This window comes from Pseudomonas sp. SWRI81, from assembly GCF_014268545.1.
GTDB lineage: Bacteria > Pseudomonadota > Gammaproteobacteria > Pseudomonadales > Pseudomonadaceae > Aquipseudomonas > Aquipseudomonas hamedanensis.
This window is the reverse complement of the sequence record NZ_JABWQS010000018.1, coordinates 87,435-107,158: the sequence shown is the minus strand read 5'-3', so window position 1 is coordinate 107,158 and position 19,724 is coordinate 87,435. Positions and strand designations below refer to the sequence as shown.

The window sequence follows — 19,724 nt, the reverse complement described above, 5'->3', positions numbered from 1 at the left end:
GGAGCCGGATTTGAACCGACGACCTTCGGGTTATGAGCCCGACGAGCTACCAGACTGCTCCATCCCGCGTCTGTGTGTCGGCATTCTACAGAGGATCGCCGAGCTGTCAACCTTCAATCTGGATAAATCTGTTGAGGTTCAAGCGCTTAGCTCGTTTTCAAGGACGCCGGTCGGCGCGCAGCCCAGAGCGTACAAGGCTTCCAGCTCTATTGGCCGTTGATCGGTGATTGAGAAAATAAATCCTTATCAAATTTCCTACCGTCGGAAAAGATCCTTCAACCACTGGTGCTATATACAGGTGTCGGTGAGATACTGGCGCTCCGGCTTGCCACGTTTGTTTTTCCTACATGACTCAGCGAAAAATCATCCACATCGACTGTGATTGTTTCTACGCCGCCATCGAGATGCGCGACGATCCGCGTCTGGCTGGCAAGCCGTTGGCGGTCGGTGGTTCGGCGGATCGACGCGGAGTGATCGCGACCTGCAATTACGAAGCGCGAGCCTATGGCGTGCGCTCGGCGATGGCCTCCGGGCATGCCTTGAAGCTGTGTCCTGACCTGACCATCGTCAAGCCGCGCATGGAGGCTTACCGCGACGCGTCGAAGGAAATTCATACGATCTTTGCCGATTACACCGATCTGATCGAGCCTTTGTCATTGGACGAGGCCTATCTGGACGTGTCGGACAGTGCGCATTTTGGCGGCAGTGCCACGCGCATTGCCCAGGACATTCGTCGCCGGGTCTCCAATCAATTGCATATCACTGTTTCCGCTGGCGTTGCGCCGAACAAGTTTCTGGCCAAGATCGCCAGTGACTGGAAGAAGCCCAACGGCTTGTTCGTGATCACGCCGGACCAGGTCGAGGATTTCGTCAGCGGTTTGCCCGTGAGCAAGCTGCACGGCGTGGGTAAAGTTACCGCCGACAAACTCGGCAAGCTGGGCATTGTTGACTGCGAGCATCTGCGTGAGTGGGGCAGGCTGGCGCTGGTGCGTGAATTTGGCAGCTTCGGCGAGCGATTGTGGAACCTGGCTCGTGGGATTGACGATCGACTGGTGCACAACGACAGTCGTCGTCAGTCGATCAGCGTGGAAAACACCTACGACGTTGATCTGCCGGACTTGCGCAGCTGTCTCGACAAGTTACCCGAACTGCTGGACACCCTGAAAACCCGTATGGCCCGGATCGACAGCAGTTATCGGCCGGGCAAGCCGTTCGTCAAAGTGAAGTTTCATGACTTCACCCAGACCACGCTGGAACAGGCCGGGGCAGGGCGGGATCTGGGCAGTTATCAGTTGATGCTGACGCAGGCGTTCAATCGCGGCGGCAAACCGGTGCGGTTGTTGGGGGTGGGGGTGAGGCTGGAGGATTTGCGCGGTGGGTTTGAGCAGATGGAGTTGTTCGAGCGGTAGTGCAGTTGCAAGGCTCATGACGCTTTCGCGAGCAAGCCCGCTCCCACATTTGGAATGCATTCCACTGTGGGAGCGGGCTTGCTCGCGAAGCTTTAGGCTTAATTCGGTCCAGGATCAGCCACTAAACGCCCGGCATCCTTGGTCAGTGCCTTGAGAAACTCAGCCTGCAACTCAGGATCGTTGCGCGTCAGTTCGATCAGGCTTTGTTCCAGTTCGCTGGCTTCTTCTTCCAGACCCAGTTCCGACAGACGCTTGACCCGGTGTACCCACTGGCTCACTTCGTCGTCTTCCAGATCGTCATAAATCAGCCCGTGCGCCTCCAGCAACTTGCCCCGCAGGTGACTGCTGATCATCAAGGTCGAATCGGAGTGCACGTCGTCCTTGGCATCTTCCACGCTGATCTGCAATCGGCCGATATGATTGAGGTCATTTTCGGCAAACGGGCTGTCGAGCAGATTCAGGCGCAGCACGCCGTTGCGATCGGTGGTCATGTCGAAGGTCTGCTTGCCGGCCTTGACCTGCACCGGGCGCTCGCTCCATGGCAGGCTCGAATACTCCGTGCGCTTGTCGCGCTGGACTTCATCGATGCCCGCCAGGTTCTGCTGCGCGCGTCCGTTGGACTGCACGTTCATGAACGGGTTGAGCCCGGCGAAACCGTAGCTCAGCCAATCCCGGGTGATGCTGTCCGGCAGGTTGCCGAGGGCAAACACGTTGACCACGTTGGCGCCGACACCGCCGACCACCGCCACCGCGCCCAGCGGAATCTCGTAGACTTCGCGCCAGGGTTGGTACGGCGTGTAGCGGTCGTAACGGCGGGTGACTTCGAACTCGGTGACTTCGAAAGTCTTCTGTTCGTTGATCTTCACACGCCGCTGCGGCAGCTCAAGCACCTTGGGCTCGCCGACATCTATCTGCAGGCTGTGGTCGAGCAATTTACGCTCGACCCGCTCCTCGTGCTCGCTGCGTTGGGACATGTGATTGGCACAGCCGCTGACCAGCAGGGCGCCGCACAGGGCGGCGCCACCGAGGCCTAAGGTGTTTCGCTTGAACATGACGTCTCTACTGGTTTCAGCGGCGGATACGGGCCTGCAGGAAGGACAGTACGTCGGCCACCGGCAACGCTTGCGCCTCGCCTTCGGTACGACTCTTGTATTCCAGGTTGCCTTCGGCCAGGCCGCGGTCGCTGACCACGATCCGGTGTGGAATGCCGATCAGCTCCATGTCCGCGAACTTGATGCCCGGGCTGGTTTTCTTGTCGCGATCGTCCAGCAGCACTTCGAAGCCGGCCGCCGTCAGTTCGGCATACAGCTTGTCGGTGGCCTCGCGCACCTGTTCGGTTTCATAGCGCAGCGGGACCAGGGCAATCTGGAACGGCGCCAGGGTGTCGCTCCAGATGATGCCGTTTTCGTCGTTGTTCTGCTCGATGGCGGCAGCCACCACGCGGGACACGCCAATGCCGTAGCAACCCATTTCCAGGGTCACCGGCTTGCCGTTCTCGCCCAGCACTTCGCACTTCATCGCCTTGCTGTACTTGTTGCCCAGCTGGAAGATGTGCCCGACTTCGATGCCGCGCTTGATTTCCAGCGTGCCCTTGCCGTCCGGGCTTGGGTCGCCGGCGACCACGTTGCGCAAGTCGGCGACGGTCGGAACCGGCAGATCACGCTCCCAGTTCACGCCGAAGTAGTGCTTGTCGTCGATGTTCGCGCCAATGCCGAAGTCGCTCATCATCTCCACCGAGCGGTCGATGATGATCGGCAGCGGCAGGTTCAGCGGGCCGAGCGAGCCGGCGCCGGCGCCAATGGCGTCACGCAGTTCGGCATCGGACGCCATGACCAGCGGGCTGGCCACGCCTGGCTGGTTGGCCGCCTTGATCTCGTTCAGTTCGTGGTCGCCACGAATCACCAGTGCGATCAGCTTGCCTTCTTCTTCGGCGTGGACGATCAGCGTCTTGATGGTCTTTTCAATCGGCAGATTGAATTTTTCCACCAGGGCCGCGATGGTTTTGGTGTCTGGCGTGTCGACCAGGCGCAGCTCTTCGGTCGGCGCAGGACGCGAGGTTTCGCGTGGCACCGCTTCGGCTTTTTCGATGTTCGCCGCGTAGTCGGAACCGTTGCTGAAAACGATATCGTCTTCGCCGGACTCGGCCAGCACATGGAACTCGTGGGAGCCGGCGCCGCCGATCGAGCCGTTGTCGGCTTCAACCGGACGGAATTTCAGGCCCAGACGGGTGAACACGTTGCAGTACGCCTGATGCATGCGGTCATAGGTGACCTGCAGCGAAGCTTGATCGGCGTGGAACGAGTAGGCGTCCTTCATGATGAATTCACGGCCGCGCATCAAACCGAAGCGTGGACGGATTTCATCACGGAATTTGGTCTGGATCTGGTACAGGTTGATTGGCAGCTGTTTGTAGCTGCTCAACTCGTTGCGCATCAGATCGGTGATCACTTCTTCGTGGGTCGGGCCCGCGCAGAAATCGCGACCGTGGCGGTCTTTGATGCGCAGCAGTTCAGGGCCGTATTCTTCCCAGCGCCCCGATTCCTGCCACAGCTCGGCCGGTTGGGTGCTCGGCATCAACACTTCCAGAGAACCGGCAGCGTTCATTTCTTCGCGAACGATGGCTTCGACCTTGCGCATGACTCGCAGGCCCATCGGCAGCCAGGTGTACAGGCCCGAGGCAAGCTTGCGGATCATGCCGGCGCGCAGCATCAGCTGATGGCTGATCACGACCGCATCGGAAGGCGTTTCTTTCTGTGTGGCGAGCAAAAATTGACTGGTGCGCATGGTTGGCCGTTGTCGGTTGCTATGACTGGAAATGACGCAGCAGTGTACCGGCGAGTGCTGCCGACGTACAGGCGTGCGGTCGGTGGGGCGGTACGACGGCAGGATTCCTCCCGCCGCCGACGAAACGTCTTACGACTCTTCGCTGACCGGGGCCGCGGCGGGCTCGGGCGTCGGCGTCGGGCCTTCGCGGCGGCTTTCCTGAAACCAGTGCAGCGCAATAAGGATCAGTGTCGGTACGCCGAGCAGTGCGGTGATAAGAAAGAAGCTGTGATAGCCGAATTTCTCCACCAGCACCCCGGAATAGCCACCCATCAGGCGTGGCAGCAGCAGCATGATCGAGCTGAGCAGGGCGTATTGCGTGGCGGAGAACTTCAGGTTGGTCAGGCTCGACAGGTAGGCGACGAACGCCGACGTAGCCAGGCCCGAGCTGAAGTTGTCGAGGGAAATGGTCACCACCAGCATTTGCAGGTTCGGGCCCATGTCGGCAAGCATCACAAACAGCAGGTTGGTCCCCGCCGAGGCTACGCCGCCGATAAACAGGATCGGCAGGATGCCGAAACGCACAATCAACAGGCCGCCCATGCCAGCCCCGACAAGGGTCATGATCAGGCCGAAGATCTTGCTGACACTGGCGATCTGGTCCTTGGTGAAGCCCTGGTCAATGTAGAACACGTTGGCCATCACGCCCATCACCGTGTCCGACATGCGATAGGTGGCGATCAGGCCCAGCAGCAGCAGGGCCTGCCAGCGATAACGCAGGATGAAGTCATTGATTGGCGTCAGCACCGGCGCCAACCCGCGCCGGCCCATGGCCGACAGGCACAGGCCGGTGAGCAGTGTATAGAGAATGGCGCGCAGGAAGGCCCGGTCTTCGAGCAGCAGGTCCAGAGGACTCATGTCGCCGAACAGCACGCCGGCGAAATCGGTGTTGTACAGCTGGGTGAACATCGCCGGTACCGACACCAGCAAAATGATCAGCACAAACACCGACATCAATTGATGCATGAACGTGTAACGCCCGGCCTGCAACTGCGTGCGCAGCGGCACGGGCGGCTCACGCATGAACAGCGTGGTCAACAGTGCGGGCACCATCAAGGCGCCGAACAAGACATAAGTGCCGGTCCAGGCTGCGTGTTTATAGTTGAAACCGGTGGAGCCGAAACCTTCGGCGAAAAACAAGGCGCCGGCGGTGGCGAGCAGGGCGGCGACGCGGTAGCCGGACATGTAACTGGCGGCAAGGGCGGCCTGGCGGCTGTCGTCGGCGATTTCCAGACGATAGGCGTCGACCGCAATATCCTGGGTGGCAGAGGCGAACGCGACGACAACGGCAATGGCGATCAGCCAGGACAAGTGTTTCTGTGGATCACAGAAGCCCATGCCGATCAGTCCGAGAATCACCAGCGCCTGCGAGAGCACCAGCCACGAACGACGACGGCCCAGCTTGCCCAGGAACGGCAGGCGCCATTGGTCGAGCAGGGGCGACCAGACCCATTTGAACGCATAAGCCAGACCGATCAGGCTGGCATAGCCGATGGTTTCACGGGCCACACCGGCTTCACGCAGCCAGACGGAAAGCGTTGAAAACACCAGCATGTACGGCAGGCCGGCAGCAAAACCGAGCAACAACAGCACGAGCGTCGAAGGACTGGCATAGGCGGCGAGCGCGGCGCGCCAGGTTTTACGGGGCATGGGCTGAAGTCTGCCTCAAAATTGCGAAAACAAAGCGCGCACTCTAACCGCTGTGCTCTACCGGACGCCAGCCATGACGCTGAATATCCACACGATTGTTCAGGACGGTAATGCCTTCCATACGCAATCGTGCCCTTTGTTCATCGCCGGAAGGGCTGCCCACCGGCAGGCTGATCCGCCCACCGGCACCCAGCACACGGTGCCAGGGCAGTCTGGTATCGCTCGGCAACTGGCTCAAGGTGCGGCCGACCCAGCGGGCGGCGCGTCCCAGCCCCGCCAGTTCAGCCAGTTGGCCGTAGCTGACCACTTTGCCTTCAGGCACCTGCGCGAGGGTCGAGTAGAGCGCCGTGCGTCGGATTTGCGCTTCGCTCTCGTGGTCATGGATCGCGTCTTTCACGGGCCGGGTTCCTGAGCATCGCTGTGATTAATGCCCCAAGGGTAATCCGTGATCGGGCAGATGAGAAATGAACTCAATAGAAATAGTCCGGTCAGTCCTTGTCATGGGCAGGATCCTGCGGATAATGCCGACTTTTTTTCGCCAACTCTGAGCCCCCGACCTGCTTATGTTCTCCAGAACCCTGTTGTGCCTCGCTGTTTGCAGCACGTCCACGCCCCTGCTTGCCGACACCGTCTGGTTGAAAAACGGCGACAAGCTGAGCGGCACTATCACGGTGTTCGATGGCGGCAAGCTGTTGATCCAGACCAAATACGCTGGTGCGGTCGCGATTGACTGGAAAGAGGTCAAGACCCTCGATAGCGATCAGCACTTGCTGGTCAAGCAGGACGCCTACACCGGTGAAGTATCGAAGTCGCTCACCGCGGCGGATGACGGCAAAGTCACGCTGGCTAACGGTGATGCGCCGAAAACTGTCGAGCTGGCCAGCATTCAGCAGATTCTCAAGCCCAAGCCGATCGTCACCGACCTGGTGTGGAAGGGCAATGTCGACCTGGCGCTGGACTATCAACGCGCCGAAAAAGACACCGACGACTACGATGTCGGCTTCAAGACTTCGGCGCGTCATGGCCGCTGGCGGCATACCGCTGAAGGCGAGTACAACCGCGAAGTGCAGGACGCGGAAACCACCACCAACAACTGGCGTGCCGAATACTCCCTCGACCGCTTCCTGACCGATCAGTGGTTCTGGCAAGGGCGCCTGAACTACAAGCGCGATCATATCGAAGAGCTGGCGCGTCAGCGTGTGGTCGGTACCGGTCCGGGCTACCAGTTCTGGGATGACGAGCTGGGCGCGTTCTCGCTGGGTTCGCTGCTCAACCGCACCGATTACGAATACCGCGATGGCAGCAAGGACAACTTCTATTCCGTTGCCATGAAATGGGATTACAACCGTTACCTGATTGGCAAGAAGGTTGAGTTCTTCACCAGCGGTGAGGTCGGCAAGCCACTGTCGGGTGTAGCTGATTACGCACTGGACGCCGAGTTGGGGCTGCGTTACAAGGTCACTGACTGGGCATCGCTGAACCTCAAGGCCGAGCGCGACATTATCAGCGGCACCAACGATGCGGATTTGAACAAAACGCGCTACACCGCTGGGTTTGGCGTGGCCTGGTAAAGCACAAACATAAAATTGCAGCCTTTCGCGCTGCGATTTTTTTTGCCTGAACAAAACAGGCGCCCACAAAAAAGCCCCGCTTTTAAGGGCGGGGCTTTTTTCTAAAGAAGCTACAAGTTAGATAACTTGTACTTCTTCAGCTTGCATGCCTTTCTGACCGCGGGTAGCGATGAAAGAAACCTGTTGGCCTTCTTTCAGGCTTTTGAAGCCGTCGGATTGGATAGCTTTGAAGTGAACGAACAGGTCGTCACCGGATTGTGGGGTGATGAAGCCGAAGCCTTTTTCATCGTTGAACCACTTAACGGTACCGGTTTGGCGATTAGACATGGTGTAACTCCTTGAACAAAGATAACTGCGACTCAGGAAGAACCCTGGCCGAGACTGAGTGCAAAGAGCAGGAAAAATTCTTGTAGATGGTTGGATCGAAATTCAACATATCGTGTAGAGATTCTCAGTGACACAAGCAACACAGTGACGCCACCTTAACCCTTTTTCAGGAACGTGCCAATGGTTCTTGCGAAGGTTTCTCTGATTTCGGGATCGACGGTCTGCCAGTTCGTCGGCAGAACGCGTAATTACGGGGTGTTCGCCGAGAATTGCGATGTGCACTTTGAACGCGGCGGCGCGCCCGGTAAGATGCCGGACAGAATTTTTCCACCTCGCTATTCAGGACAAACCCGCCATGAGCATCAAATCGGACAAGTGGATTCGCCGCATGGCGCAGGAACACGGCATGATCGAACCGTTCGTCGAGCGCCAGGTGCGCGGCAGCGATGACAGCCGGGTGATTTCCTACGGCGTGTCGAGCTACGGCTACGATGTGCGCTGCACTAACCACTTCAAGGTGTTCACCAACATCAACTCCGCCATTGTCGACCCGAAAAATTTCGACGCCGGCAGCTTCGTCGACATTCACAGCGATGTTTGCATCATTCCGCCGAACTCCTTCGCCTTGGCCAGCACTGTCGAGTACTTCCGCATTCCGCGCAATGTGCTGACCATCTGCCTGGGTAAAAGCACCTACGCGCGTTGCGGCATCATCGTCAACGTCACCCCGCTCGAGCCTGAGTGGGAAGGTCACGTGACCCTGGAATTCTCCAACACCACCAACCTGCCGGCGAAGATCTACGCCAATGAAGGCGTGGCGCAGATGCTCTTCCTCGAGTCCGATGAGGAATGCGAAGTGTCCTACAAGGATCGTGGCGGCAAGTACCAGGGCCAGCGTGGCGTGACATTGCCGCGTACCTGATTTGCCATCCGACGGGCGTCGGGAATTCTTTGGCGGGCAGACACTCTATGGGGTGTACTGCCCGTTTTTGTTACAGACAAATACGGGCCTTCAATGAGGAGTGCCCTATGAAGATCGATCCGCGAATCAGCGCTGAACTGGCAAGGCTTGAGCCCAATCAGATAGGCGTCCTGGCCTGGTCGTTATTGGCGAATCCGTCTTTGAGCCTGTCCGGCGTGCCGGGTCAGCCCGAACCCGATACTCCCAACGAACAGCCGACCGAACCGGGTGAACCGACGTTGCCGGATGAACCGCCTCCGGCGCCTGTCGCTTGATTTGCCTGGAGGTCGATGGCCGTCAATCGGGGTCGGTGAGGACTTCAGTTGACGGGCCATATTTCCTTGTCGCCAATGACAAAAATCCTGCACGTGTCGTCCCGCTCGACCGCATAGCCGCCAGTGAACGCGCCGAAGGCCGGTAGCAGGCTGACCTGTTCGCCCAGCCTGAAGCACGCCAGTCTTAGCCGTTGCCGTCCCTTGCCATGCAAGTGATAAACAGGGTGTACGTGCCCGGCGAGGACGTGTCGCTCCGGATGCGGGTCCGGCTCGTGCTGTAATGCGAACGGCCCCAGCAGCATGGGCTCCGGCACTACACGAATGTTCAGCGAGGCTGGTGGATCGCCGGCGCGCTTGTCATGATTACCGCGAATCAGCGTCATCGGCAACGCGGTGTGCCGAGCTCGCCATTCGGCTAACGCGCTCAGCGTGGCCGGCGCATGCGAGCCCGGGCCATGGAGGAAATCCCCGAGGAAGATCAACTGGCGGCACGGCAGCCTCGCCAGCAGCGCGTCGATCACCGCGATATTGCTCGCAGTGGTGCCATGCGGCACTGGCTGACCAAGGCTGCGATAGGCCGCTGCTTTGCCAAAATGCACGTCGGCAATCAGCAGGGCCTCCTGCGCTGGCCAGTACAACGCCTTCTCCGGCAGCAGCCACAATTCTTCGCCTGCCAGACGCACCGGGTACGCCGCGCTCATGCTGACTGCGCCTTGTCAGCGGTTTTTTCCAGATCTCCAACCATTCTTCTGATCCTGTCCGCGAGTTTTTCCGAACTCATGCTTTCGCGCATCCGCTCCACCAGCAGGGGGAATCCCAGCGGGGTAGGACGTTTAACTTGATGCACGTCCATTTTCATCCGCTTGATGCGTTCCAATGTCTGTTCCAGGCGACGAATATCCAGCTCTTCGCGCAGGACTTCTTCCCCGGCCTGCGCCAGCAGCAGGTTGTCGGCGTCGTATTGTTTGAACACCTCGAAGAACAAGCCGCTCGACGCTTGCACTTGGCGGGTGCTTTTCGGTGCACCGGGATAACCGGCGAACACCAGTCCGGCAATGCGTGCAATTTCGCGAAAACGGCGCAGCGCCAACTCGCCAGCATTGAGGCTGGCGAGCACATCCAGCAACAGGTCATCGGCGTTGAACAGTCGTGCATCGAGATGCGTCGACCAATCCAGCGGCGTGGCGCTGAGCAATTCCAGCCCGTAATCATTCACCGCTATCGAAAAGCTCACCGGCTGGCGCTGGCTGACCCGCCATGCCAGCAGACTCGCCAGTCCCAAATGCACCTGGCGCCCGGCAAACGGGTAGAGGAAAAGGTGCCAGCCCTCGCGGGATTTCAGCACCTCGGCCAGCAGATTTTCGCTGGTAGGCAAGCCGGACCAACGTATCTGGGTTTCCAGCAGCGGTCGCAGCGACTGCATTTCCGGGCCGGCAAACTGACCGCGGGCTGCCGCGCTGAAACGCGCAACCACCGCTTCGGCCAGTTCGTTGGATAACGGCATGCGACCGCCATTCCAGCGCGGCACCGCGGCTTTTTTCGCGGTGCTGCGCTTGACGTAGGCGGTCATGTTCTCCACCCGTACCAGTTCCAGCAGGCGGCCAGCGAAGAGGAAGCCATCGCCGGGTTTGAGTCGAGCGATAAAGCCTTCCTCGACACTGCCCAACTGTTTACCCCCACCACCCTTGCTCCAGAACTTCAGATTGATGCTCGCGTCGCTGACAATGGTGCCGATGCTCATTCGGTGGCGTCGCGCCAGACGAGCATCCGGCACCCGCCAGACGCCATGTTCATCCGGCTCGACCCGGCGGTAATCCGGGTAGGCCGTCAGCGACATCCCGCCATGGCGTACGAAAGCCAGCGCCCAGGCCCAATCGGCAGGTGTCAGATCGCGGTAGGCCCAGGCGCCACGGACTTCTTCGTACAGATCTTGAGGAATAAACCCACCGCCAAGGGCCATGCTGACCAAATGTTGCACCAATACATCCAGAGGTTTGTGCGGCGACAGGCGCGGTTCGATACGGCGTTGCTCGACGGCATCACGAGCCGCAACCGCTTCGATCAGCTCCAGGCTGTGGGTCGGCACCAGTGTCACGCGCGATGTGCGTCCCGGTGCATGGCCAGAGCGCCCGGCGCGCTGCATCAACCGCGCGATGCCTTTCGCCGAGCCGATTTGCAGCACGCGCTCGACCGGCAGGAAATCCACGCCCAGGTCCAGGCTTGAGGTACACACCACGGCCTTCAACTGTCCGTCCTTCAAGGCCTGTTCGACCCAGTCACGGGTCTCGCGCGACAGCGAACCGTGGTGCAAGGCAATCAGCCCGGCCCAATCCGGCCGCGCTTCAAGCAGTGCCTGATACCAGATTTCCGATTGTGCCCGGGTGTTGGTAAACACCAGGCTGCTGGCGCAAGCGTCCAGTTCGGCGACCACCTGCGGCAGCATCTTCAGGCCGATATGCCCGGCCCAGGGAAAACGCTCGATGGCCGGCGGGAGAAGGGTGTCGACCTGCAGGTTTTTTTCGCTTTTGCCCTGAACACTGATACCGCCGCCCTGTGGGATCAGCACTTGCTCGGCGTGGGATTGATTACCGAGGGTGGCGGACACGCCCCAAACGATCAGTTCCGGCTGCCAATGCCGCAGGCGGGCGAGGGCCAGTTGCAATTGCACGCCGCGTTTGTTGCCGAGCAATTCGTGCCATTCATCCACGACGATCATGCGCAGGGTCGATAGCGCCGTGCGAGCATCGGCTCGGGCAAGTAACAGCGTCAGGCTCTCCGGCGTGGTGATCAGTGCGGTCGGCAGGCGCCGGCCCTGACGCGCGCGTTCGCTGCTGCTGGTGTCGCCGGTGCGCAGCCCGATGCTCCATGGCAGTTGCAAATCATCGACCGGTGCCTGCAAGGCGCGCGCAGTGTCGGCGGCGAGGGCGCGCATGGGCGTGATCCACAGCACGGTCAGCGGTTCGGCCGGCGGTTTGCGCTTGCGCGGCGTGGCCGCTGGTGCTTGTCCGCGGGCGAAGCGATTGAGCGCGGCAAACCACACCGCGTAGGTCTTGCCGGCGCCTGTGCTGGCGTGGAGCACTCCGGATTCGCCATTTTTCACCGCCGCCCACACCTGTTTCTGAAAGGCAAACGGCTTCCAGTCGCGGGCCTTGAACCAGGTTTTTGCGTGGTCGGGGGATCTCGCCATGCCGGCTGCGTGCGCTCTGGAGGGGTTGTTTCAGAGACAGCGAAGCGGGCGGACAAGTTTAACTTGGGCTTGCCCCGATCCCTGTAGGAGTGAGCCTGCTCGCGATAGCGTCATCACATCCAGCATTGATGTGACTGACATACCGCTATCGCGAGCAGGCTCACTCCTACAGGGAATGTGTATGGCGTTATTTCAGGTTTCCGCTCAGGAATTGCTTCAGGCGTTCGCTTTTCGGGTTGCCCAGCACTTCTTCCGGCGCACCTTCTTCTTCCACCAGGCCCTGATGCAGAAACAGCACCTGGCTGGACACCTTGCGCGCAAAGCTCATCTCGTGCGTGACCATGATCATCGTCCGGCCTTCTTCGGCCAAGCCTTGAATCACTTTCAACACCTCACCCACCAATTCCGGATCCAGCGCCGAGGTCGGTTCATCGAACAGCATCACTTCCGGCTCCATCGCCAGCGCCCGGGCAATGGCCACGCGTTGCTGCTGACCACCGGAAAGAAAGGCCGGGTATTGATCGGCAACCCGCGCCGGCAGGCCGACCTTGTCCAGATACCGGCGGGCGCGGTCGTCGGCCTCCTGTTTGCTGCAGCCCAGCACCCGGCGTGGGGCCATGGTGATGTTTTCCAGCACGGTCATGTGGCTCCACAGGTTGAAATGCTGGAACACCATCGCCAGCCGCGTGCGCAGGCGTTGCAGTTCATCGGCGTCAGCGACGTGCATGCCGTGGCGGTCGGTGACCATGCGGATCGCCTGGCCGTCGAGGCTCATGGCGCCGTCGTTGGGTTGTTCGAGAAAATTGATGCAGCGTAAAAAGGTGCTTTTGCCCGAGCCGCTGGCGCCGATCAGGCTGATCACGTCGCCGGTTCTGGCCTTGAGCGAAACGCCTTTGAGCACCTGATGATCGCCATAGCTTTTGTGCAGGCCTTCAACGGTCAGTTTGTACATGGGACGAGCATCCTCAAGGCGAAAGTAGGTAGCCGCTGCGATAGGCTTCGGCGCCCGCGACGTGGGCGATGACCATGCCGGCAGTGGCCATGCGCCGCAGCGAGCGCGCATACAACAGGCCGGCGGCGGTGCAATGAATGGGGGTGACCTTGTCGTGGATGGGGTCGATGATTTCGGCAATCTGCTGTCCGGCTTCCAGGTATTGGCCGGGCGCCGCGCAGTACACCAGCAGGCCGCCGACCGGTGTGGTCACAGGTTCCACGCCGGCCAGCGGCGTGGCCGGGAATGGCAGCGGCGGTTGCGGCTTGGTCTCGCCGACGATGGCGTCGAACTGCACCAGATAATCGATCAGTGCCTGGCAGTCGCGACTGGCCATTGGATGGTTGACGTCACCCTGACCGCGCAATTCGACAGTGACCGAGAAGCTGCCCAGCGGAATCTCGAACTGCTCGCCAAAACGTTCTTTCAATTGCCACCACAGCAGGGTGAAGCATTCGTCGAACGACTGGCCGCCGGAATCGGTGGCCAGCAGGCTCGCCCGGGACTCGATGTAGCGCGCCAGAGGTTCGACCTGCGGCCACGCTTCTGGCGTGGTGTAAAGATGCACCACCGATTCGAAGTCGCAGTGCAAATCCAGCACCATGTCGGCATCACAGGCCAGGCGTTGCAGGGTCAGGCGCTGAGACTGTAATTGCGTCGTCGGGGTCTGGCGGGCGAGCGCGTGGCGCAGGCTGGCGCGAATCAGTTCGAGGTTGTGCTGCGGGTCGTCGTTCAGTTGGCCTTCGATGGCGTTGCCGATCTCTTCACTGAGGTCGACGAACCAGCGATTGAAGTTCTGCCCGCTCTCCAGCTCATAACGGCCCAGCGGCACGTCCATTAGCACTTGTTCGAGGCCGACCGGGTTGGCTACCGGCACCAGCACGATCTCGCTACGCAGGCGACCGGCCGCTTCCAGCTCCGCCAGGCGTTGCTTGAGGTGCCAGGCGACGAGCATGCCCGGCAGTTCGTCGGCATGCAGCGAGGACTGGATATAAACCTTGCCCTTGGCCTGCTCCGGGCCGAAGTGAAAGCTGTGAATCTGCCGTGCGGTCCCCGGCAGCGGGGCCAGCAAGTCATGAATCTTGTGGCGCATTGCAAAAGAGTCCTAGTGAGTCGGGCCGAGGAAGGCCAGCCAGCGGCGTTCGGCGAGGCGGAACAGGCCGACCAGGGCGAAGGTGATGGTCAGGTAGATCAGCGCGGCGATTCCGAATGACTGAAACGTCAGGAAGGTCGCCGAGTTGGCGTCCCGAGCGACTTTCAGGATGTCGGGGATGGTCGCGGTGAAAGCCACCGTGGTCGAGTGCAGCATCAGAATCACTTCGTTGCTGTAATAAGGCAACGAGCGGCGCAGCGCCGACGGCATGATCACGTAGGCATACAATTTCCAGCCGGTCAGGCCGTACGCCTTGGCCGCTTCGACTTCGCCGTGGTTCATGCTGCGAATCGCTCCGGCGAAAATCTCCGTGGTGTACGCGCAGGTGTTGAGGGCGAAGGCGAGGATCGTGCAGTTCATCGCATCGCGAAAGAAACTGTCGAGAATCGGTTGTTCGCGCACGGAGGCGAGGCTGTAGATCCCCGTGTAGCAGATCAGCAGCTGGATATAGAGCGGCGTGCCACGGAACAGGTAGGTGTAGAACTGCACCGGCCAGCGAACATAGAAGTGCGGTGAGACGCGGGCGATTGACAGCGGAATCGAGACGATAAAGCCGATGCAGATCGAGGCGCTCAGCAGCCACATCGTCATCGCCAGTCCGGTGATGTTCTGGCCGTCGGTATAAAGGAAGGCTTTCCAGTATTCCTGCAAGAGTTCGATCATCGCACGGCCTCCCGGGCGCCGGCAGCGTAGCGGCGTTCGAGCCAGCGCAGAATGAAGTTCGAAGCACTGGTGATCAGCAGGTAAATCAACGCCGCAAGGACCAGAAAGTAGAACAGCTGATAGGTACTTTTGCCCGCGTCTTGCGCAGCCTTGACCAGATCGGCCAGGCCGATGATCGACACCAGCGCGGTGGCCTTGAGCATGACCATCCAGTTATTGCCGATGCCCGGCAGGGCGAAGCGCATCATTTGCGGGAACACCACGAAGCGAAAGCGCTGGCCGCGTTTAAGACCATAAGCGGTGGCCGCTTCGACCTGACCACGGGGCACGGCGAGGATGGCTCCGCGGAAGGTTTCGGTGAAATAGGCGCCATAGATGAAGCCCAGCGTCAGCACGCCGGCGCTGAACGGGTCAATCTCGATGTATTCCCATTCCATGTAATCGGTCAGCGTGGTCAGCCAGGTTTGCAGGCTGTAGAAGATCAGCAGCATCAGCACCAGGTCCGGCACGCCGCGAATCAGCGTGGTGTAGAGCTGCGCGGGCAGGCGCAGCAGTTTGACTTTCGACAGTTTGGCACTGGCGCCGAGCAGGCCGAGCAACACGGCCACCAGCAGCGACATCGCCGATAATTTGATGGTCATCCAGGTGCCTTGCAGCAGCAACGGACCGAAGCCGTGCAGACTGAAGGAGGCAAGCCCCAGACTTTGCAGAAGGGTTTCGAACATAAATCAGCAACCTGAGCGGATGGAAAAGGCGCCCATCGTGGATGGGCGCCGGAGCATTATTTGCCGCTGTACAGATTCAGATCGCCAAAGTGTTTCTTTTGAATCTCGGCGTACTTGCCGTCGTCGTGTAACGCTTTGATACCTTTATCCAAAAGTGCTTTCAGCTCAGTGTTACCTTTCTTGATACCGATCGCGGTTTTCGACGGCAGCAATTCGCTGTCCACTGGCTGGCTGATTTCATAATCGGCGCCTTTTGGCGACTTCAAAAAGCCCAGCTCGGCTTGCAACATGTCCTGGATGCCAGCGTCGAGACGGCCGGAGGTCAGATCGGAATACACCTGATCCTGGTTCTGGTAGGCCTGGGTTTTCACGCCGGCCTTGTCCAGCACGGCTTTGGCGTAGGCTTCCTGAATGGTGCCCTGCTCATAACCGACAGTTTTGCCCTTCAGCGAGGCGGCATCAGCGGTGATGCCGGAGCCCTTCTTGAATACGTAGGCGGTCGGGCCGGAAAACAGCTCGTTGGAGAAATCGATTACTTTTTCGCGGGCCGGGGTCACGGTCATCGACGAGATCACACCGTCGAATTTGTTGGCCTTGAGGCCCGGAATCATGCCGTCGAAGTCGCTTTCGACCCACTTGCACTTGACCTTCAATTCGGCGCAGATCGCGTTGCCCAGGTCAATGTCGAACCCGACCAGGCTGCCGTCGGCCGCTTTCGACTCGAACGGTGCGTACGAAGGGTCGACGCCAAAGCGCAGCTCTTTGTATTCCTTGGCCAGCGCGGAGCCGGCGGCCATGCACAACGCCAGTGCAGAAAGGGTCAGCAATGCTTTTTTCATTATTCAATCCCTAAGAACCAATATGAGCGCTTGTGGCGCAGAATTATTGTTACTGCAACGCTTACGACCTATAGAAAGTAGCAATTTCCGAACCAGAGTCCCGAACAAGTGTTTTAAAAGGTTGAGCAGGGAGGCAGGAGGGCGATTGAATGCCCGGAAACGGGCGTTGCGATTTCGGTGCACTGTTTCGGATCAAGCGCGAAGCAGAGGGTAGTTAGTAAGAAGCAGAGGGTAGTCAGTAAACTGTGGCGAGGGGATTTATCCCCGATCGACTGCGCAGCAGGCGCAAAAACCTGAGTGCACGATTTCAGGGGGAAATTGCTGGGGCCGCTGCGCAGCCCATCGGGGATAAATCCCCTCGCCACAGGGTTCTGCGTTGTCTCGAGAACCAATCAGGCCAACAGGTCCTGCAGGGTGGCGAGGCTGTCGGCTTCTTCCACGGTTTTGTCCTTGCGCCAGCGCAGCATTCGCGGGAAACGCACGGCGATTCCGCTCTTGTGCCGGCGGGAAAGGGCGATACCTTCGAAGCCCAATTCGAACACCAGACTGGGTTTCACGCTGCTCACCGGGCCGAATTTTTCCACGGTGGTCTTGCGCACGATGCTGTCGACCTGGCGCATTTCTTCGTCGGTCAGGCCCGAATACGCCTTGGCAAACGGCACCAGCGTGCGTTGGCTCGACTCCGGCGGGCCGTCCCACACGGCAAAGGTGTAATCGCTGTACAGGCTGGCGCGGCGGCCATGCCCGCGCTGGGCATAGATCAATACCGCATCGACACTGAACGGGTCGACCTTCCACTTCCACCACACGCCCATGTCCTTGGTCCGACCGACGCCATACAACGAATCGCGCGCCTTGAGCATCATGCCCTCGACCCCCAGTTTGCGCGACGCTTCGCGCTGGCGACCGAGGTCGAACCAGTCTGTGCCGGTCAGCACCGGCGAGGGCAGCAGCACCGGGCTGTTGCAGCGGGCGATCACCTGCTCAAGTTGCGCACGACGCTTGACTTGAGGCTGGTTGCGCCAGTCTTCGCCTTGCCATTCCAACAAGTCGTAGGCAAGCACCACCACCGGCACTTCATCGAGGATTTTCTTGTCGAGGGTCTTGCGGCCGATGCGTTGTTGCAGCAGGGCGAAGGGCTGCACCGCCGGCGGCTCGCTGGATTGCGGATCGAAGGCATCTTCGGTGGTTGGATGGGTGCTTTTCCACACGACGATTTCGCCGTCGATCACCGTGCCATCGGGCAAACCGTGCACCAGCACATCGAACTCAGGGAAACGCTCGGTCACCAGTTCTTCGCCACGCGACCACACCCACAACTTGCCGTCACGCTTGACCACTTGGGCGCGGATGCCATCCCACTTCCATTCCACCTGCCAGTCGCTGGCGGGCCCGAGCAACGCGTCGAACTCCTCGACCGGTTGCGACAAAGCGTGGGCGAGAAAAAAGGGGTAGGGCTGACCGCCGCGCTGGGCATGCTCGTCGGCGGATTCCGCGGCGATCAGTTTCAGGTAACTGGCGGCGCTGGGCCGGTTCGACAGATCGGTGTAACCGACCAGACGCTGGGCCACGCGTTTGCTGTCCAGCCCGGCCATCGACGCCAGCGCGCGGGTGACCAGCAGTTTCGATACTCCGACGCGGAAGCTGCCGGTGATCAGTTTGATGCACAGCATCAGGCTGGGCCGGTCCAGTTGCGCCCACAACGCCGGCAGTTGCCGCGCCAGGTATTCAGGGCTTTCGCCGCGCAGTGGCAGCAGTTTGTCTTCGATCCATTCGGCGAGACCGGCCTCGGAGCTGTGCGAATTCTCCGGCAGCACAAGAGAAATGGTCTCGGCCAGATCGCCGACCGCTTGATAGCTCTCTTCGAACAACCATGGCTGCAGCCCGGACACCTCGACGGCCAGCTCGCGCAGAATACGCACCGGCACCAACTGCCGTGGGCGCCCACCGGACAAGAAATACACCGCCCACCCGGCATCTTCCGGTGCAGCCTGGGCGAAGTACGCCTGCATCGCCGCCAGTTTGGCGTTGCTGGACGTGGTCGCGTCGAGTTCGGCGTACAACTCGGCGAAAGCTTTCATGCGGACGTCTCGGTAACGGTGGGCTCGACGGCGATGTTGTCCTCTTCGTCATCGCCGTATTCGGTGTTGAAGCCTTGTGCGTCCAGACCCTGTTCGCGCAGGTGACGCACGAGCACGCCGATCGAACCGTGCGTGACCATCACCCGTTCTGCGCCGGTCTGGTTGATCGCCCAGAGCAGGCCGGGCCAGTCGGCGTGATCAGATAAGACAAAGCCGCGATCCACACCACGCCGCCGACGAGTACCGCGCAGGCGCATCCAGCCGCTGGCGAAGGCATCGCTGAAATCGCCGAAACGGCGCATCCAGCTACTGCCGCCCGCCGAGGGCGGGGCAATAACCAGGGCCTGACGCATCATCGGGTCGGTTTTTTTCACATCGCCGGCGTAAAGGGTTTGCGGCAGATACACGCCGGCTTCGCGATAAACCCGGTTGAGCGGTTCCACCGCACCGTGGCTAAGGATCGGCCCGAGGCTTTCGTCGATGCCGTGGAGAATCCGCTGGGCCTTGCCGAACGAGTAGCAGAACAACACGCTGGCCTTGCCGGCGGCGATATTGGCGGCCCACCACTGATTGATTTCGTCGAAAATCTGCGCCTGCGGTTGCCAGCGGTAAATCGGCAGGCCGAAGGTCGATTCGGTGATGAAGGTGTGGCAGCGCACCGGTTCGAATGGCGCGCAGGTGCCGTCCGGCTCGACCTTGTAATCCCCCGACGCGACCCAGACTTCGCCACCATATTCCAGGCGCACCTGCGCCGAACCGAGCACATGGCCGGCCGGATGAAAACTCAGGGTGACACCTTGATGGCTCAGGCGCTGACCGTAATCAAGGGTTTGCAGATTGATGTCCTGGCCCAGCCGTGCGCGCAGAATGCCTTCGCTGGCGCTGCTGGCGAGGTAATGCTGATTGCCGCTGCGCGCGTGATCGCCGTGGGCATGGGTGATCACCGAACGTTCGACCGGCCGCCACGGATCGATATAGAAATCCCCGGCGGGGCAGTACAGACCTTCGGGTCGGGCGATAACAAGATCCATGTCGTGACCGGAATGGAGGGCTTGTTAAATATGAGGCT

Annotated in this window: 19 protein-coding genes; 5 read left to right on the top strand and 14 right to left on the bottom strand. The window is 60.2% G+C overall.

Translation table 11 applies throughout. From position 1 onward, the window contains the following. On the top strand, positions 1–220 hold a 220-nt coding region (locus HU765_RS26830; RefSeq protein ID WP_238344703.1), incomplete at its 5' end, for a hypothetical protein. A gap of 127 nt (positions 221–347) precedes the next feature. Beyond that, entirely contained in the window at positions 348–1,409 is a 1,062-nt protein-coding gene (gene dinB / locus HU765_RS13955) for a DNA polymerase IV (RefSeq protein ID WP_186621191.1), read from the top strand. A gap of 98 nt (positions 1,410–1,507) precedes the next feature. Here dinB and HU765_RS13950 read toward each other — a convergent pair whose 3' ends face one another. The 4 genes from HU765_RS13950 to HU765_RS13935 form a co-directional block, all read right to left on the bottom strand. Then, complete coding sequence (locus HU765_RS13950; RefSeq protein ID WP_186621189.1) at positions 1,508–2,461, bottom strand: hypothetical protein; 954 nt, start codon at positions 2,459–2,461, stop codon at positions 1,508–1,510. Positions 2,462–2,477: 16 nt separating this feature from the next. Then, positions 2,478–4,193: a proline--tRNA ligase gene (locus tag HU765_RS13945; RefSeq protein ID WP_186621187.1), complete on the bottom strand. Its 1,716-nt coding sequence runs from the start codon at positions 4,191–4,193 to the stop codon at positions 2,478–2,480. Between the two features lie 129 nt (positions 4,194–4,322). Beyond that, positions 4,323–5,882, bottom strand: coding sequence for an AmpG family muropeptide MFS transporter (locus HU765_RS13940; protein WP_186621186.1), 1,560 nt, complete (start codon positions 5,880–5,882; stop codon positions 4,323–4,325). A 43-nt stretch (positions 5,883–5,925) separates the two neighbouring features. Next, positions 5,926–6,279 carry an MGMT family protein gene (locus HU765_RS13935; RefSeq protein ID WP_186621185.1) on the bottom strand — a complete coding sequence of 118 codons (354 nt, stop codon included), beginning with the start codon at positions 6,277–6,279 and terminating at the stop codon, positions 5,926–5,928. 166 nt (positions 6,280–6,445) lie between these two features. Between HU765_RS13935 and HU765_RS13930 the strand changes: the two genes are divergently transcribed. Continuing rightward, a complete protein-coding gene (locus HU765_RS13930; RefSeq protein WP_186621184.1) occupies positions 6,446–7,453 on the top strand; it encodes a DUF481 domain-containing protein in 1,008 nt (335 codons plus the stop codon). Positions 7,454–7,570: 117 nt separating this feature from the next. Here the strand turns inward: HU765_RS13930 and HU765_RS13925 are convergent, their stop codons facing one another. Next, on the bottom strand, positions 7,571–7,780 hold the full coding sequence (locus HU765_RS13925; protein ID WP_002554837.1) for a cold-shock protein: 210 nt from the start codon (positions 7,778–7,780) through the stop codon (positions 7,571–7,573). A 355-nt stretch (positions 7,781–8,135) separates the two neighbouring features. On the opposite strand from HU765_RS13925, the gene dcd reads away from it, so the two are divergent. Together dcd and HU765_RS13915 are read left to right on the top strand one after the other, a co-directional pair. After that, entirely contained in the window at positions 8,136–8,702 is a 567-nt protein-coding gene (dcd, locus tag HU765_RS13920) for a dCTP deaminase (protein WP_007904652.1), read from the top strand. Positions 8,703–8,809: 107 nt separating this feature from the next. After that, entirely contained in the window at positions 8,810–9,016 is a 207-nt protein-coding gene (locus HU765_RS13915) for a hypothetical protein (RefSeq protein ID WP_186621183.1), read from the top strand. A gap of 44 nt (positions 9,017–9,060) precedes the next feature. Here the strand turns inward: HU765_RS13915 and pdeM are convergent, their stop codons facing one another. The 9 genes from pdeM to HU765_RS13870 form a co-directional block, all read right to left on the bottom strand. Next, complete coding sequence (gene pdeM / locus HU765_RS13910; protein ID WP_186621181.1) at positions 9,061–9,717, bottom strand: ligase-associated DNA damage response endonuclease PdeM; 657 nt, start codon at positions 9,715–9,717, stop codon at positions 9,061–9,063. After that, positions 9,714–12,203 (bottom strand): ligase-associated DNA damage response DEXH box helicase, encoded by a 2,490-nt coding sequence (locus HU765_RS13905; RefSeq protein WP_186621180.1) that lies wholly within the window; start codon positions 12,201–12,203, stop codon positions 9,714–9,716. Before HU765_RS13905 ends, pdeM begins: the two co-directional genes overlap by 4 nt. Positions 12,204–12,390: 187 nt before the next feature. Beyond that, complete coding sequence (locus HU765_RS13900; protein ID WP_180699748.1) at positions 12,391–13,155, bottom strand: ATP-binding cassette domain-containing protein; 765 nt, start codon at positions 13,153–13,155, stop codon at positions 12,391–12,393. Positions 13,156–13,168: 13 nt separating this feature from the next. Beyond that, positions 13,169–14,287, bottom strand: coding sequence for a succinylglutamate desuccinylase/aspartoacylase family protein (locus tag HU765_RS13895; protein ID WP_186621178.1), 1,119 nt, complete (start codon positions 14,285–14,287; stop codon positions 13,169–13,171). A 12-nt stretch (positions 14,288–14,299) separates the two neighbouring features. Further along, a complete protein-coding gene (locus HU765_RS13890; RefSeq protein WP_186621176.1) occupies positions 14,300–15,010 on the bottom strand; it encodes an ABC transporter permease in 711 nt (236 codons plus the stop codon). Next, entirely contained in the window at positions 15,007–15,735 is a 729-nt protein-coding gene (locus HU765_RS13885; protein WP_186621174.1) for an ABC transporter permease, read from the bottom strand. Before HU765_RS13885 ends, HU765_RS13890 begins: the two co-directional genes overlap by 4 nt. Positions 15,736–15,791: 56 nt before the next feature. After that, a complete protein-coding gene (locus HU765_RS13880; protein ID WP_186552422.1) occupies positions 15,792–16,574 on the bottom strand; it encodes a transporter substrate-binding domain-containing protein in 783 nt (260 codons plus the stop codon). A 392-nt stretch (positions 16,575–16,966) separates the two neighbouring features. After that, a complete protein-coding gene (locus HU765_RS13875) occupies positions 16,967–18,655 on the bottom strand; it encodes an ATP-dependent DNA ligase (protein WP_186552423.1) in 1,689 nt (562 codons plus the stop codon). Then, positions 18,652–19,686, bottom strand: coding sequence for a ligase-associated DNA damage response exonuclease (locus HU765_RS13870; protein ID WP_186552424.1), 1,035 nt, complete (start codon positions 19,684–19,686; stop codon positions 18,652–18,654). The genes HU765_RS13875 and HU765_RS13870 overlap by 4 nt, the downstream gene beginning before the upstream one ends. Positions 19,687–19,724 lie beyond the last annotated feature (38 nt).